Source organism: Hymenobacter convexus (genome assembly GCF_030580955.1).
Lineage (GTDB): Bacteria > Bacteroidota > Bacteroidia > Cytophagales > Hymenobacteraceae > Hymenobacter.
Genome location: NZ_JAUQON010000006.1, coordinates 378,022 through 393,331 on the forward strand (window position 1 = coordinate 378,022; position 15,310 = coordinate 393,331).

The following is a 15,310-nucleotide window of genomic DNA, read 5'->3' on the forward strand; positions in this document are numbered from 1 at the left end:
GAATGGGCGGCGCTTAGTGCTGCGCGAAGTGGTACTGTTGCTGGGAGAGGATGCGCCCTTGCTCGTCACTGGTGCGCACCAAGCGGCCCAAGACATCGTACTCGTAGGTGGTGGTCCGGCCGCTGGGGTCGGTTTGCGACGCGACGCCCACGAGCGGGATATGGGTGTACGTGGTCATGCGAGCGTCCGCGGGGCACAAGCGCAGTTCGTCCACCCGGCCCGTACCGGCCAGGGTGACCGTGCCCGCAGCCCCGACCGCCACCGAAGCACCCAGCGGGGTCCAGCCGCGCACGGCTGGGCCGGTGGGCTGCAAGGCTACCCCATTGGCCGTCAGCGGGGCGCCCCCGGCCGGTTGCCAGCACGTCACGCGGTAGGTGCCGCTGGATAAGCCGTCGCATTGCAAGCCCAGTGCGGTCAGCACATACCCCACCTGCCCAGTATAGCCTGGGGTGCTGAGCTGGGCCGCGTCCCCCTGCCACCGCCCCAGTTCCCCCGCTTCAAAGCCAGCGTAGGCCACCTGCGCGGCGGTCGCGTTCTCCACCACGGCCACGGTTTCGGTGCCGGCGTAGCCCCAGACGTAGGCCGTGGCCGGCCCGTGGGCGCGGCGTTGCTCAACCGGGTCCCCCGTGGCGGGGTCGTATCCCTCGCGGGCAACCAGGCGGTAGCGCGTATCGCTTAGCCAAGCGGCGTAGCGTCCGGCGGCGGTACGCAATTCGTTGTTGGCTCCGGTCACCGGGCGGGCCAAGTCCAGGCGCCATGTGCTGGCCGGTGCCCGCCATCGGGGGTCGTACAGGGTCGTCTGGCCACCCGTCAGCACCGAGTCTGCTCCATTGAGGGCTCGCTGCCACGTTTGGGTTTCCAGCACGGGGTTGAAGTTGTGGCGCAGCAAGGACGTCATCCCCGGTAAGGTCGGGTCGTACTCTCGCAGCCGCTTTAGGGCTGTGATGTTCCACCGGCCGTTGCTGCGTGCCGCCATGCGCACCGGCCGCTGGTCGCGGTACTCGGTGGCGGTGACGGTGACCACCGAGTCGCCGCGCAAACCGTAGCGCACCAACACGGTCGTGTCCGGTGCCGCAAAGCGCGTGCTTAGGCGGAAGGCCTGCGTTTCGTAGTCCTCGCAACGCACAAAACACCCGCCGCCATTAAGAGAAATGGACAAAACCTGCCAGACCTGGAGGGCGGACAAATGCACGCCGGGTTCGTAAACGCCGTAATGGTAACGCTCGCGCTGCGCGAGTTGGGCCGGAGCAGTAGCTCCCTGCCGGTAAACGGCTTGTTCGCTCAGTACTACGTCGTTGAGGTTATCCGGCTGAAGCTGGAACCGGCTGCGGGTCGTTCCCTGGTCTTGCCCGACAGGCCCGGTGCGCTCCAGCACCTGCTCGTAGAAGAACGTTTGCTTGCTGTATTCAAGACCAAATTCGGTATAATTGGAGGAAATGTCATTATACCAGCACCTATCTATAATTCCACCACCAACTCTCTGATTTTCAACACGATGAAAAGGGTAACCAGGTGTGCCGTCCTCTAATATAGGGAGCAGGGTCTTGCCGGACGAATGGGTTCCATTGGCGTCGGTGAGGGTGTACTCGTAGCGGCGAATCAGGGAAGGCGCCCCCGCCGCTGAAGTCGTGGTCTGACGCACCCGCACCCCGGGCCCTGGCGCATCGTACCGAAACACTCGCTGCGGGAATTCGACGACTACTGACACATTGGTTTCGCCTCTGTCGCACAGGGCCCAGGCCACGTACGTGCCGGCGGGCAGGGTGAGGAATACCTCCCTCCCGTTGAAATCTATCCCCCGGTCTTCGATGATAGAATCCGCAGCGGGCCGGGGCGCCACCAGCAAAAAGTCCGCGAGGTAGTTTCTGTCGTATGGGTCGGGCTGGGCACCCGAGCGGAAAAGCGTAAACTTTACTTCGGTGGGAGCGGTCAACGTGAACCGCATCGAATCGCCTGATAACGTGGCCAGTACAGCACGATTGCTCGGAAGCCGTGCCGCATCCAAGTGCACCTGAGGAGTCGGGTCGTATGCTGCGAGTAGCTCGCGGCCCTGGTGGATGATGTAGTTGTAATCGATGGCGTAGCGGTTGCCTTCGTACGCAAAGTCGGTATGACCGCCGGTGGGGTAGCCCATGCGCAGCAGGGCACCGGTCATGGCAAAGCCCACGTTCGGCGACCGGTTGGCCGCCATGTTTCCCAGTTGGGATGCGGCCAGCGGCCCTTTCAGCGCGTCCGGCAAGAACGCCGACGAGGTGCCGCCGTTTCCGTTGTTGTCCTCCCCGTTGTAGTAGCCCCAATGGTCCTGGCCCGTGCTTCCGCGCACCGGTAGCAGGTGGGTGGTGTCGTACGCGAACGTGTAAGGCGGCAGCTGCACTGGGCCGTTTCCTTCCTGCACCCGGTCCAAGCGAAGCCAGTTGCCTGCCAGAGCCGCCAGTTGCCTGGCAGCAAAAACGGTTTGCCCTAAAGTAAATGAGCGCACCTCGTGGCTCGTGCCTGCGGCGGTGGCCAAGAGTTGCACCCTCTTCAGGACATGGGCCGCATCGCGTGTGAACACGACCCGTGACCTGCGGGTACTGATGCCGGTTAACACCAGCGCGTCTATTCGTGACCCGTATGAATGGACGTTCTGAAACGTGAAGCCCCCGGCGCAAGAGGTTGCGCCGTTAGGGTCGTTCGAACGGGATTCGACGAACTGCCGGCCGGTGGTCATGGCGAGACGGCTTTGCTCACTGTAGGGATACGGGGCGTAGTGCAAGTGAATGGTATCCGCATCATTGGCAGAAACGACGCGGGTCAGGTGCCAGGCCGAGACGTACTGGCTGATTTTACCAAAGTTTTTGCTATTCGGAATGGTGTGCTCCTGGGCGCCGAATAGGTACCGCACCCCTGCCTCGGTGGCCAATTGAAATACACGCTGATTATTGACCGAGAGCACCCGTATCTGCACGGGTTGAGCGGGTAGCAGGACCACGGTGGTGTCGCGTAACACGAAACGCCCGGTGTACCCGGCCACCGAAAACGTGTAGATGTCCGGGGCTACGTCTACGTCCCCTTTGTACGCATTGCGCAAAAAGTCTAGATGCCAATTGTTAGGGGTGGCTGCGTTGCCATTAACGCTGTGCGCAAACACGCTGTCGGAGTTGTAGCCCCGGTTGCCCGCGGCGTCGTCGAGTGTTCCAACGACTTGGCGGCTGATGCTGCCACCGGCTTGCAGCGACCAACCCAGGCCCACCAAATCGACGGGCTGGTTGACCCGCAGGCCCGAAAAGGAATAAGCCAAGGACACCGGCAATTTCAACGGCCCACTGCTGATTTCGACCAGTGGCACCGAGGCCTGCGCCGCCCCGCTCTTCAAGTCAACGTTCTGCTGCGCGTCAAACCGTGGAAGGTGGGCTACGGTGGGGGATTGGGGCAGGAACGAGGCCGGCAACGGTTCGGTGGCTGGCGGCGTTGTCTGCGCTACGGCATCGGGCGGCATCAGCATCCAGATGCTCAGGGTCACGCACAGCGCCTTTACAAACGGCAAGCGGCAGACGTAACGGTCCCATGACGTGGATAGAACTTTTAAAAACCGTGGCAGAACTACAGGTTGAATCATATAGGGGGCAGGGCAAATGGTAGCTGTTGCTGCTTGGGGCGCACGGTTGCCTTGCCTTTCGTGAAAAGGAGGCAAACGAATGCTTATCATCGGCGGCTCAAAAAGCTCGGCGCAGTGACGAAAAGGGGGGGTGTCAGAATTTCTTGACACATAGAATGTAGAAACGGGACTGAGCCGGAATCCGGCGCACAGTTCCGCGACGATGAGTGGCTCCGGCATCCAGATACAGATGGCAGCGGAACCAACAAGCAGCTAAAGGCTGCGGGGAAGCTCCTGCGGTAGTGGAAGTAGCGCAGGAACAGAAAGACAAGAACACCGGTGGAGGGACGGCGGAACTCTGTGCAAATGAAGGATGCCGAGTGGGTGGATTCCAAACAAGCGGCACAAATTATTATGTATAATTTTCAATACACTCCCACCATATCGAGGCATAAGGTTGGGCATAGCTTTCCTTTAGCTATGATAGACAGGCCTTTAATGCCAATTTACAGTTGAAGCAACTATAACCCGCTTAGCGTTAGCCAGTTTGGAATTGCCAAAAAGTGATGCGCTATATGTGGTTAGTTGCGTCAAACGGTTAAAGTACCTCCATTGGTGATTGAACTAGGGCTGCCCTGTGGCGCTGCGCATTACTCCGCCTCCGGCAGCCAGTCCGGCAGCTTCACAAACATGGCGTAGTCCGGTAGCCGGTCATCTTCCCCTCCTGCTTCGAAGGCGAACAGGTACTGGACCTCGTTCGTCTCGGTGTCGTAGGTCAGTTCCACGAAGAAGCGGCCCGGCATTTCGTAGAGGAGCACCGCTTCGTACACCTCCTGCCAGCGCGTGGCCACGTAGCTGCCGTCGGCATACACGAGGGCGAGTTGCTGCTCGTAGGGCAGGGTGTTGAAGTGGTCGAGAGTCATGGGTGGCAAGGTAGTGAGCAGGCATGAAAAAGCCCCGCTGGGTGAGGGCGGGGCTTTTTCATGCCGTCATCAATATTACTCCAGCGGTGCTTCAACCATCTCTACTATCCTCGCTCGCTCCTCCCAAGCCAATACTTCGCTTGCACCATTTAATAAACTTGCGTATGAAGGATTGCCATTAGTCCGGTACCCACTTGCAGACGTGTCTATAAAGCTCACCTTATGGTTTACACTGGGTGCCAAAGCACTTCCTCCTACGGCCAGAAAATTCATGGTAGCCTTTGCCATGCTATTGGCAAAATGATAGGGCGTGGAACCCGTTACAAATTGTATAAGGTTAACTTTTGACTCTCGCCAAATGCCCGCACTGAAATTGATGCGGTCCCCAACTCTTAAAGGCTGATGAAACTTCACCATGCGTGCTGGAAACACATCGATTAAGAAGGAGCCAGCCTTTTTAGCAAAGCGCTGGCGCGTTTCCACCTCACGGTCGGACTCCAGTGTTATTTGCTGGGCATTAACTACTCCAGTGATGAAGCTGGCCATGTCGTGTACTAAAGAACTAACTAAGTCGCGCCGCTGTGTTTTCAAGTAAAAAATTACTTTTTCGTGACGGTCTAATACCCGCTGGACTTTATAGTAATCCTCTAAGTGGGTTACAGTCTGGTTGTAACACTTGTTCTGTTGTACATCTTCGTTTTCAATGTATTCGCCCAGATACAAGTAGCCTCCATCTGATACAATTATTTCCTGACCTCGTTCCGTTAAAAAAACAGAAACAAATTTATCACTAATGGTTGAGTGGGGAGTAATGATTTCCAGAGAACGCCCCCGGAATTTAAAGTCCCACATGGAGCCATAGTCACGAGCCACCTCGTGGTAGAACTCCTCAAAACTGGGTGACATCGGCGAGGGGGTCATCGTTAACTGGATTCGCAAACAACTCTGGCAACAAGGGATTGCTCAGATAAACTGAGGGGTATTGGGCAGGGTCGTGGTGCATGTTGAATTCATCGTAAAAATGGATGATGCAATTGCCCACGATAGCCAATTGAGCTAGGGCTGCTGGGTCTTGTAGAGGAGCAGTTTTATAAGCGTATCTATGGCCACCAGAATCGTAGCGATTGAAGTGAGGAGTAGTAACCGCTTGAGCTGGAAAGGGGACATTTCGCGCGTTGCGGTGAGTAGCCCCTTGCGAATCAAAATTCACTAGGGGCACAGGCATGTAATCATGTGCAAATAGCAGAAACTTAAAGTTTTTTTCCTCGTGGCAACTTACTTCTGTGTGCAACATAATGGGCTCAGAACGCTCGGTACCATGTTCTACACGAGTGCGGCACACCTTCCAACGATTGCTGGATGGTTTAAGGTCCGTGACGTAAATCCCTGCTCCTCTAGTCCCTTTTCTACCTAGAAGTAACCGTTCATACCGAGGAAAATCCTCTAATACTTGTTCGCACACTTTTTTCATAAACACACTTTTTTCATAAAGTAGAAGAGATGGATAAAAGTAGAGGTTGAGTGAATGTTAAGCGACCAATTGCGCTGGCACAACCCCATAGGTTTCCCTCACCTCCCAGATAGAGTGGATGTCCTTCCGGGCTACCGTAAACGAACTGCCGGCCTCACTCGTGGCGCGCTATGCCAGGCTACGAGTGAGGCCGAATATACCTCTTTTATCAGGGTGCCTTGCCCCATTACTGGAGCAATATAGTTTAAGTTACTATACTTGGCCTCAAGACCACGCGTTACGGTGACATGCAAAACCTACGCCTTGCCCTACTGGTCCTTTTTGGCTGCGCCCTGCTTTATGTTTTGCACGAGCATTCGCAAACGGGCCGCTATGTTGCCAGCCCTGATGGAAGTTTTGTTATCGACTCGCAGACCGGTGCGACCTACGGAGCCCCTCAAAAGCCCGGCGACGAGCACCCCCTTTATGGCAAAGCCATCCGGTAGCTACTCCCCCTCCTCCCCTAGCACCTTGCGCATAGCTGCTACCTGCCGGGCCGGGGTCGTTTTATTATATCGCTGCATGGTCCGGTGGTTCTTGTGGCCCGTGGCCTGCATCACCACATCGGCGGGTGCGTCACGGTCAATGGAGAGCGTGACGAATGTGCGCCGGCCCGTATGGCAACCAATTAGCTCGTGCTTAGGACGAGTTTCCTGCACCGGCTGGCTCGTCTGCCCATAGGACCGGGTGATTTCAATAGGGGTATCAATGGCCGCCAGTTCGCCCAGCTCTTTGATAAACTTGTTGAGTTTCTGATTGCTAATGAGTCGGAGTTCGCCACTCCAATACTTGCTCAGGATTGGCCGCAGGGCGCGGCGAATGTAGATGGTGAGCACGTCCTTCGTTTTCTGTGCCGTAAGCTCCAGATAGTCCTTCTTATCGTGCTCGGGTTTCAAGCGCACGGCATCTGAGTAGCGCAGTCCCGTGTAGCACATGAGCAGAAACAGGTCGCGGGCATTGCTCAGGTACGGTTGCAGATTGCTTAACTGCTCGATGGACTCTAACTCGGCCGTTGTCAGAGCCACAATGTCCGGCTCCTTGAACTTCCACCCCCACCCAGTAACGTCAATACGTGGAGTGCGATGGTGCTCGGCAGCGTAGGACAGAAAGCCCTTCAATATCGTGAGCACTTTCGCCAGCGTGTTGTCAGCCAGTCCCACGCGATTAGCTAGATAGGCGGCAAACTTTTCCTTAAACTCACGGGTGAAATTGGTGTACCCGAACGGCTGCCCGGTGGACTCGATGTAGTCCGTAAGGTGGCGCAAGGTGGTACGCTTGGCCTTGATGGTAGAGGGGCTGCTTTTGGGCGTGACATGGAGAATGTATGCCTCAAAGTCGGCGAGCGGTTGCGGGCCGTTATCCACCACGGGGTCAGCCTCGTCTTCCACCGGCTTAATCGCCTCCCAAATCTCCGCGCCCTTTGGTACGCGCCCCATCGCCCGCTGCGCGCCATAGTAGGCGATGGCCCTTTCCGCCATCCCGGTCAGGTCGTCGTTCGTTTGGCCGTTGCTTTTGTCCAGCCCTTTGCCCCTCGTCTTACACTTCTGTCCCTCCATGTCCCACTGCTTCGGCTCCACCCGCAGGCCCGTCTTTATCTTCGTCTGCTTATAGTCGGCGTAGAGCGACATAAAAATGGGCGTGGGTTCAGTTGCATTTTTGTCCCGTAGGTGAAAGGAAACAACGGCCATTTGCGAAGATTAGGGGTTCGCAACGAAGATACATCGGGGAATGTAATGGGGAATGTTAATCAAGATGTATTAGCCGGCAAAGGGTAGAATATTTCAGCAAATCCCCCACTAAAGCCATTTAGAAGCTGTTTCTTCTACCCTTGATATATTACTGAATACAGAGTTGTAGTCCTTACACGACCACCAAAAAGGCCCTCACATCGCTGTGAGGGCCTTTTTTATTATCTCCGTGTCAGTTTCCGTGTCAGTTCGATTCCGCTTTGACGGATAGCAATCCAAAAAATGACACGTAAACTATGCTGCCACATACTTGGCCACGGTGCTCGGGGAGATGCCTAGCATCCGGGCGATGTAGCCGTTCGACTTCCCCTCCCCTTTCAAGGCCCGGGCATTCTCTACCACCGCTGCCGCTTTCGTTGGTGCGCCCAGCTTTGTGCCGGCCGCCTTCTTCTTGGCCAGGGCGGCCTTGGTGTTTTCCGAAATTTTAATCAGGTCCTGGGCCGCGATGGTGGCCAGCATCGAGACGATGACGTCGCCGAACGGACCAAGGCTATCGAGGTAGGGCTCGGTGAAGGATTTACAATCGACGCCGTGGTCGCGCAGCTCCTTCAGGTACTTGAGCGTGGGCAGCGCCCCCTCGCGGCTGAAGCGGTCCAGCCGCCAGAACACGACCAGGTCAAACTTCTTCTGGTAGGCCTCCAGCAGCAGCAGCTTGAACTGCGCGCGGTCGGACTTGCCGCCCGAGACCTCCTCGGTGTACACCTTGTGGATGGTGCCGTGCTTCTCGGCGAAGGCGCGCAACTGGTGCACTTGGTTGTCGGGGTCTTGGCCTTTGTCGTTCGTCGACACCCGGGCGTAGATGGCTACTCTCATCCCCCAATTTACCCTCCAAAAAAAGGTGTGCAAAAACGGCCCGGAAAACCGGCGTTTTCAGGCCGTTTGAGCGGGGTGAAAAACCCTCCAGAATACGGACGTTTTTTGGAGGCCCCCGAGTTTACGAAACTCATCTACTTGGCGCGTTTCGTAAACTTTGATTCATAGACGAGTTCCTTAAACTCGCCAAGTGTTGCAATGGCCTTTTAGCCATCTTTTCCCGAGCTGCTGGTGTAGTTTAGTAAACCGAGCGTTAAGCTTTGCGGCCGTCTCTAAATGCTAGTACGGACATGAGTACGAGCAGCACGTAAAGTCCTTTATTCGGCTTCATTTCAGGGCTAAGCGCTGCGCTTACCGCCACCAGGGCGTATGCAGGGGTGGTTATCGCTCCGTTTCAAAAGTCTGCCAAGCGGATAATTCGTCTTTGGCCTTGGCAGGCCGGGCGTTAACTTTATTCACCCCTCCCCAAGCGCCCCCCCATGAAAGGACAACTGTGTTGCTTCCTGCTACTGGCCTTGGCCGCCTGCTCCAAGGACGACCCAGAAGCCAGCCTGCCCGCCGCCACCCACACCGGGGCCAACACCGCCGGCTGCCGCATAAATGGCCAAGTATTCGTGGCCTCTGGCTGGGGCAGCGGCCCGGGCAAAGTCAAAGGCATCGGCGGCGGGTTTGCCTATGACAGCGCGTACTATCTGCGCCTGAACGGAAAATTCGGCGACCGGGAAGGGAGTCTGCACCTCTTTCTGGATGGCTTCCCGAGTAACAGAAATCAAAAGCTGATTAGACCCTATTCTCTCAATCAAAATACGCCAGTGTTGCCAGCTGCTATATCCTCTCAATGCAAGAGCTATGCAGCATTTTTTCCGAATGACTCCCGCCAAGAGGTGTACTCAACGGACGCCAGCCATACGGGACAAGTCAATATTACTTATGTGGATTTAAGCACTTTGAACAACACTGTTATAGCGGGCACTTTTGAATTTACCGCCGTCAGTAATCTCGACCCCACTAGGACCCTCACGGTTACCGAGGGACGGTTCGACCGCAAACAGTAAGTTCTTTTCTAGTCTAGCCAAACGGTCGGCTTAAACGCCCTCCATTCAAAGAAACGAGGATTTCTACTAAGCCAACAGGAGCGATTCGACCTTGGCCAGTAAAGTGGCCACGTCTTTGACTTGTTCATCCGGAATGGTTGAAAAGTCCGGATTAGCCTCGGTTATCTCGGAGATGCCCAACACCCCTTCTTCGAACTGCAGCACGTAGAACCGGTCTCGGCCCCAGACATCGAGCATGATGGTACCGGAGGGAAACACCTGCACCTCATGCCGGATGCCCGCCTGGGCCAGCCGCTCTACTACGGCCGCGCAAGCCAGGGCATGAGCTGTCATAGGGTCAGCCGGTGAAAATGTACACGAAGCTACTCTCACCTTCTCAGTGCCCGGAAACGGTTGCAAGGTGAACGGTTGTTGGCGAAGGCAGCGTGTCGCTATTTCTCCTTCAAGGCGAGGAAAAAGGCCGGCACCAACCGGTGTTGCTTCGTGAAGGAGGTGCATTGATTGGTGGTGATGGCCGGAAAACGCCGGGCCCATTCCCGGTATTGCTGCACGGCCGCGGCCCCGCCGTCCTTATAAAAGACTTGTTTCTCTTCCTCAAAGTAGGAATAGGAGTGCTCTTCGTCCTGCCGGGGCAGTGCCCGAACCCCGCGGATGGCGCGCGCAAAGATGTACACCGTGTCGCCCGCGACGAACGGGCGGTTGCAGTTCCCGTCCGCTTGCATGACCACGACGGTATCGCGCCGAACCGGCCCTTTCTTCCAGGCGATGACGCGCACCAGGACGTCGTCGCCCAAAAAGCGGGGGCTCCTGCGCGCGTTCCGGGGGCCGATGGCCGCGACGGCTTGCCCCACCAAAACGGCGTCGGATTGCGCGCACAGCTGCTGCAGTTGCGCTTCGGTGTCAAACCACCGGCACCCACACGCCAGGGAGATGGCCGCACACGCGAGCAGGCACAGCGGTGGACCCAGGGCCCGTTTCATGGCGGCGATGTTCATGGCGGTATTTGCATCGGCCAAGATAGCACCGGCCGGGGCACCGGTAAGAAGTAGCCGCCGGGCAATCAGGCGTATACCCAAAGGGTCCGAACAGGAAAAGGAGGGTTTTGTGGTCGTCTGGTTTCAAGACCTGGGCGGCTGGCTGGCAACCGGCTAGGCTTACTCCACAACAAGGCGCAGGGCTATGCTGCCCGTGCGCACCACGTATACGCCGGTGGCAAAGCCATCGGGCAAGGCCAGTTGGGCAGTGCCAGCCGCATCGGCCGGGATTGCCAGCACCAGCCGGCCGACGGCATCAAACACCGTCACGGCCGCGCCGGGCTTCGCGCCGGTGAGCGTGGCGGCCTGTGTTGTCGGGTTCGGGAACAGGGCCAGCCCGGCCAGCCCGCGCACGGCCACGGTGCGCACCAGCGAGTAGGCGAACGTGCCGTCCAAGTCTACCTGCCGCAGGCGGTAGTACACTAGGCTGGTGCCGTAGCGGACAATGGCCGGGTCCGTGAACTGATACTCGTGCGCCTGCGTGGTGCTGCCGTGGCCGGCTACATGGCCAATGCGGCGGAACGTGCGCCCGTCGGCGCTGGCTTCCACCTCGAAACGGTCGTTGTTTTTCTCCGAGGCGGTGGCCCACTTCAGCAGCGCGTCGGCCTGCTGGGGCTCGGCGGTGAAGCGCACCAGTTCCACCGGCAGCGGGTTGGCGCTGTTGCTGACGGTGAGGCGGCCCAGCGCAACGGTAGCAAACGAGAAGCTGCGGGTGCTGCCGCTCACCGTGGCGGCCTGGGGCACGCCGGCTACCGCCCAGGTGGCGGCGTTCAGGTTGGCACGCCAGGCCTGGGTCTGGGCGAAGCTGGTCAGACCGTTGTCATCGTCGGAGAGCCACTGCAGGGTGACGGACACGGCGGCGCTGGGGGCGGTGGTGGGTTCCACGTTCCAGATGCGGTCGATGCCTTTGAGGGCCGTATTGTTGAAGTTGACGCCGCGGCTCAGGTTGTCGGTGAGCAAGCCGGCCGTGCGGGTGGCGGCGACCTGGCCCAGGCCACTGCGGTCCAAGGTCAGGCCGTGGCCGAAGTCGAGCACGCCGGAGCCGGCGGCGCGGATGATGCGCAGGTTGCCCTGCACGTACTGGCCGGTTGTTTCGCCGCTGAGCGTGGCCCCATCGGGCAGGGTGAGGGTGGCCGTGGGAGCGGTGCGCAGCAGCCCGCTTTGCAGCGTCAAGGCCGTGTTCACGGTCAGGTCGGCGGGCAGGCCAAGGGTGCGCTGGCCCAGGGCGCCGGTGTTGTTGAGCACGAGCGTGGCCACTGTGGCCGTGCCCGGCGTGAACACCTGATTGGTGGTGCCGCTGAACAGCAGCGTGCCGCCAGAAGCCAGCGTGCCCGCGTTGTTCAAGTCGCCGGTGAGTTGCACGGTGCCGGCGTTGCTCAGGGTGCCGCCGGCGTAGTTCTGCACGCCGCCGGCCACGTAGAGCACGGCCCCGCTGCCCACGGTGATGGTGCTGCCGTCGTTGGTGAGCGTGGTCTGGGCCAAGCCGGCTAGGGCGGGCAGCAGTAGCGAGAGAGTTAGGGCTATTTTCATGGGCACAACAAGAGGAAGAACATCAGGAAAGGTGCCGGGGCAGACAGTCTGGCCCGGCACGTAATCAATTAATTACCGACGGGCCTGCGCGCCGGCTGCCTCCAGCCGCCGCAGCCGCGCCTCGAAGGCTTCGGTGGTGGCCGTGGTTTCAGCTTTCAGGGCAGTGTTTTGCTGCTTCAGCGCCTCAATCTGGGCCTGCTGCTCCTTGAGGGCCTCAATGAGCACGGGCGTAAGCTGGGCGTAGTTCACGCTTTTGTAACCCTGCGCGTCGGTAAACACCAGCTCGGGGTACACCTTTTCCAGCTCCTGGGCGATGAGGCCCACCTGCCCGGCGCCGGCTTTGCCGCCGCGCTGCACGCCCAGTGCGTTCCACTCGTAGCGCACCCCGCGCAGGGCCAACACCGAGGCCAGGGCCGCGCCGATGGGGCGCACGTGGGTTTTGAAGCGGGCGTCGGAGGTGTAGGTCACATTGGTGGCTTGCACGTTGCCGTTAACCTTAAAGAGCAGCCCGCCGCTGCCGCTGCCTTCCACGTTCAGCACGCCGCTGATGCTGCGCAAGCGGGTGGAGTAGTCCACGCCGCTGGTTTCAGCGAAGTCGATGTAGGGCGTGACAGCCGTGCCGCCGCCGCGCAGCTCGATGTTGGGGTTGGCGGTGGGCAGGCCGCTGATGAGAACCCCGGTGCCGCTGCTCACCCCACCATTGCCGGTGAGCACGTGCAGGCCCGCGGCCGGGGCCGGGGTGCCGATGCCCACGTTGGCCCCGTTGCCCAGCACCACGGTGTTGCTGGTGGTCAGCGTGACGTTGGCCCCGAGGGCAGTGGCGTTGTCGAGGGCCCCGCTGCCCTGGGCCGGGCCGCTGTTGTAGCCCAGGGCCGTGTTGTTGCTGCCCGTGGTGTTGTAGACACCGGCGGTGGCCCCGAAGAAGGCGTTGAAGTTGCCCCCGGTGTTGCCGTTGCCGCTGAAAGCTCCCTCAAACGTATTGTAGCCGCCGGTGGTGTTGGCGTTGCCGCTGGCGTAGCCGCTGAACGCGTTGTTGTTGCCCGAAGTGCTGCCCGAGCCGGCGGCGTAGCCGATGAACTGGTTTTTCGCGCCCGTGCTCACGGCCCCGGCGGCGTAGCCCAGGGCAATGTTGTTGCCGCCGGTGTTCTGCCCGATGTTGAGGCCCCCGTCGGCCCGCACGCCCAGGCCCACCACGGTGCCGATGTTGCCCCCGTTGCCGGTGAGGGCGGTGGTGATGCTGGCATTGGCCGCCGTGAGGGTGCCGCCCACCGTGCCGTTGCCGCTAATGTTGAAGTTGCTGCTAGCCTGCTGCGTGGTCGTGTTCTGGATGAAGCTCGTGCCAAAGGCCGCAGTGGCACTGCTGCTGCCCAGGTTGCCGCTGGCGTCGGTCGTCACCACGCCCGCCGTACTCAACCCCCGCAGGCGGGTGCTGCCGTTCACGTCGAGCGTGGCCGTGGGGCTGGTGCCGATGCCCACGTTGCCGGTGCTGCCGATGGCCAGGCCGGTGCTGCCGCCGTTGCCCACGAGTTTGTAGGCCGCCAGGTTCAGGTTCTGGGTAGCCGTGTGGTTGCCCAGGTTGTCGCCGGGCACGTTGATGAAGTTGCTGGCGTCGAGCACCGGGGCCGCGTACACGGGGTTTTGGGTGATGGTGAGGCTGCCGTTGCCGGAGTTGGCCCCGGCCGTCATCGTAATGGCCGAGCTGCCCGTCGGCGTCACCCACGACGAGCCGCCCCCGCCGCTGGAAAAGCCGTTGCTGCCGCCGCCGCCGTAGTAGCCGCCCCCGCCGCCGCCCCCGGCGGTGCCCCCGCCGTAGCCGCCCTGGCCCAGGCTGCCGCCGGGCGAGCCGCCGGCTGCTTGCGTGGCCCCGGTGCCGGGATTGTTGCCGCCCGTGCCGTTGCCCCCGTTGGGGGCCCCGCCACGCCCCCCCTGCGAGCCGCCCTGGATGTAGGAGGCCCCGCCCCCGCCCCCGGCCACCAGCAGGCGGTCGGCCAGCGTGCCGCCGCTGCTGCGCAGGTCGGTGGCCCCGCCGCCGCTGCCACCGGTGTAGTTCACCCCGCCCCCGCCATTGAAGCTGCCGGCAATGGAACCACTGGCCGAGACGTACCCAGCCTCACCCACATAAATCTGGAATACCTGGCCCGCCGTCACGGCCAGCGTGGCCTGCACCCGCGCCCCCAGGCCGCCCCGGTTCTGGTAATAGGTTTCATCCCCGCCCGAGGCTCCGCGCGCATCGATGGCCAGGCGCGTGACGCCGTAGGGCACGGTGTAAGTTTGCGGCCCGCCGGTGTAGCCGAAGGTCAGGGTTTCCTGGTACACCGGCTCGGTCGTAGTCAGGGCTTCCGTCCAACTGGTGCCGTTCCAGGTATTGAGCTTTTTGGTGTTGGTGTTGTAGATGGTGAGGCCCGCCGCCGGGCTGGCAATGGCGTTGCGCTGCGTCGTGTTCAGGCGGGGCGGCAGCAGGCCCTTGGTGGTGCTGTTCACGTCGAGCGCGGCCGAGGCATCGGGGGCGCCCATGCCAATGCCCACGCTGCCGTTGCCCTGAATGCGCATCAACTCGGTGCCGTCGCCGTTCTTACCCCCGGCGTAAAACACGTGCCGGTCGGCGGTGGTCAGCACGTGGTAGTTGAACTGGTTGCCGCTCACGCCCAGGCCGTAATGGTCGTTGCCGCCGCCGCCGTAGAGGGTCAGCTTGGGCTCAGTGGCGTTGGGGCTGATGCTCAGGCGCGTGAGCGGGGCGGTGGTGCCGATGCCCACATTGCCGCTCACGAGGCTGTTGCCGCCCACCACACTGTTGCCCGTCACGGTGCCGGTGCCGCCAATGGTGCCGTCGCCGGTGATGTTGAAGTTGGCCCCCACCTGCGGGGTGGTTTGGCTCCGAATCACGCCCGCGATGTTGCGGGGGTCCAGGTAAGGCGCCGGCAGGTTGGGGGGCACGGAGTTGTCCGTGAAGGTTACGTAGCCGTTGCCGCCCTGAAAACCCTGGGTGTGGGCCACGGCGCTGGTGCCGGCCCCCGCATACGACGAGCCGCCGCCGCCGCCCGCCCCGTCGCCTGCCCCGCCGCCGCCGCCGTAGTAGCCGCCGCCGCCGCCGCCGCCGTAGTCGCCACCGCCGCTGCCGCC

Annotated in this window: 11 protein-coding genes; 1 reads left to right on the forward strand and 10 read right to left on the reverse strand. The window is 60.5% G+C overall.

Annotated elements, in window-relative coordinates:
* Positions 1-13 precede the first annotated feature (13 nt).
* From Q4S41_RS15310 to Q4S41_RS15335, 6 genes are all read right to left on the reverse strand, one after another.
* The gene (locus Q4S41_RS15310; RefSeq protein ID WP_305031993.1) at positions 14-3,598 is read right to left on the reverse strand and encodes an RHS repeat domain-containing protein; all 3,585 of its coding nucleotides are present in this window, start codon (positions 3,596-3,598) and stop codon (positions 14-16) included.
* Positions 3,599-4,227: 629 nt separating this feature from the next.
* The gene (locus Q4S41_RS15315) at positions 4,228-4,500 is read right to left on the reverse strand and encodes a hypothetical protein (protein WP_305031994.1); all 273 of its coding nucleotides are present in this window, start codon (positions 4,498-4,500) and stop codon (positions 4,228-4,230) included.
* 75 nt (positions 4,501-4,575) lie between these two features.
* Positions 4,576-5,406, reverse strand: coding sequence for a hypothetical protein (locus tag Q4S41_RS15320; RefSeq protein ID WP_305031995.1), 831 nt, complete (start codon positions 5,404-5,406; stop codon positions 4,576-4,578).
* Positions 5,390-5,971, reverse strand: coding sequence for a hypothetical protein (locus tag Q4S41_RS15325; protein ID WP_305031996.1), 582 nt, complete (start codon positions 5,969-5,971; stop codon positions 5,390-5,392). Before Q4S41_RS15325 ends, Q4S41_RS15320 begins: the two co-directional genes overlap by 17 nt.
* Before the next feature lie 485 nt (positions 5,972-6,456).
* Positions 6,457-7,698, reverse strand: coding sequence for a tyrosine-type recombinase/integrase (locus tag Q4S41_RS15330; protein WP_305031997.1), 1,242 nt, complete (start codon positions 7,696-7,698; stop codon positions 6,457-6,459).
* 294 nt (positions 7,699-7,992) lie between these two features.
* Positions 7,993-8,571: a recombinase family protein gene (locus Q4S41_RS15335; RefSeq protein ID WP_305031998.1), complete on the reverse strand. Its 579-nt coding sequence runs from the start codon at positions 8,569-8,571 to the stop codon at positions 7,993-7,995.
* A 479-nt stretch (positions 8,572-9,050) separates the two neighbouring features.
* Here Q4S41_RS15335 and Q4S41_RS15340 point away from each other — a divergent pair, with 479 nt between their 5' ends.
* Positions 9,051-9,626 (forward strand): DUF6252 family protein, encoded by a 576-nt coding sequence (locus tag Q4S41_RS15340; RefSeq protein WP_305031999.1) that lies wholly within the window; start codon positions 9,051-9,053, stop codon positions 9,624-9,626.
* A 66-nt stretch (positions 9,627-9,692) separates the two neighbouring features.
* Here the strand turns inward: Q4S41_RS15340 and Q4S41_RS15345 are convergent, their stop codons facing one another.
* The 4 genes from Q4S41_RS15345 to Q4S41_RS15360 form a co-directional block, all read right to left on the reverse strand.
* Positions 9,693-9,959 (reverse strand): hypothetical protein, encoded by a 267-nt coding sequence (locus tag Q4S41_RS15345; protein WP_305032000.1) that lies wholly within the window; start codon positions 9,957-9,959, stop codon positions 9,693-9,695.
* A 98-nt stretch (positions 9,960-10,057) separates the two neighbouring features.
* Entirely contained in the window at positions 10,058-10,621 is a 564-nt protein-coding gene (locus Q4S41_RS15350) for a hypothetical protein (RefSeq protein WP_305032001.1), read from the reverse strand.
* Positions 10,622-10,780: 159 nt separating this feature from the next.
* The gene (locus Q4S41_RS15355) at positions 10,781-12,190 is read right to left on the reverse strand and encodes a T9SS type A sorting domain-containing protein (protein WP_305032002.1); all 1,410 of its coding nucleotides are present in this window, start codon (positions 12,188-12,190) and stop codon (positions 10,781-10,783) included.
* Positions 12,191-12,262: 72 nt separating this feature from the next.
* Positions 12,263-15,310: glycine-rich protein (locus Q4S41_RS15360; RefSeq protein WP_305032003.1), on the reverse strand; the 3,048-nt coding region annotated here is incomplete at its 5' end.

Bases quoted from the DNA above. Each gene is read 5' to 3' on its own strand.
- Q4S41_RS15310 (WP_305031993.1), bottom strand. From the start codon at position 3,598: ATGATTCAACCTGTAGTTCTGCCACGGTTTTTAAAAGTTCTATCCACG.
- Q4S41_RS15315 (WP_305031994.1), bottom strand. From the start codon at position 4,500: ATGACTCTCGACCACTTCAACACCCTGCCCTACGAGCAGCAACTCGCC.
- Q4S41_RS15320 (WP_305031995.1), bottom strand. From the start codon at position 5,406: ATGTCACCCAGTTTTGAGGAGTTCTACCACGAGGTGGCTCGTGACTAT.
- Q4S41_RS15325 (WP_305031996.1), bottom strand. From the start codon at position 5,971: ATGAAAAAAGTGTGCGAACAAGTATTAGAGGATTTTCCTCGGTATGAA.
- Q4S41_RS15330 (WP_305031997.1), bottom strand. From the start codon at position 7,698: ATGGCCGTTGTTTCCTTTCACCTACGGGACAAAAATGCAACTGAACCC.
- Q4S41_RS15335 (WP_305031998.1), bottom strand. From the start codon at position 8,571: ATGAGAGTAGCCATCTACGCCCGGGTGTCGACGAACGACAAAGGCCAA.
- Q4S41_RS15340 (WP_305031999.1), top strand. From the start codon at position 9,051: ATGAAAGGACAACTGTGTTGCTTCCTGCTACTGGCCTTGGCCGCCTGC.
- Q4S41_RS15345 (WP_305032000.1), bottom strand. From the start codon at position 9,959: ATGACAGCTCATGCCCTGGCTTGCGCGGCCGTAGTAGAGCGGCTGGCC.
- Q4S41_RS15350 (WP_305032001.1), bottom strand. From the start codon at position 10,621: ATGAACATCGCCGCCATGAAACGGGCCCTGGGTCCACCGCTGTGCCTG.
- Q4S41_RS15355 (WP_305032002.1), bottom strand. From the start codon at position 12,190: ATGAAAATAGCCCTAACTCTCTCGCTACTGCTGCCCGCCCTAGCCGGC.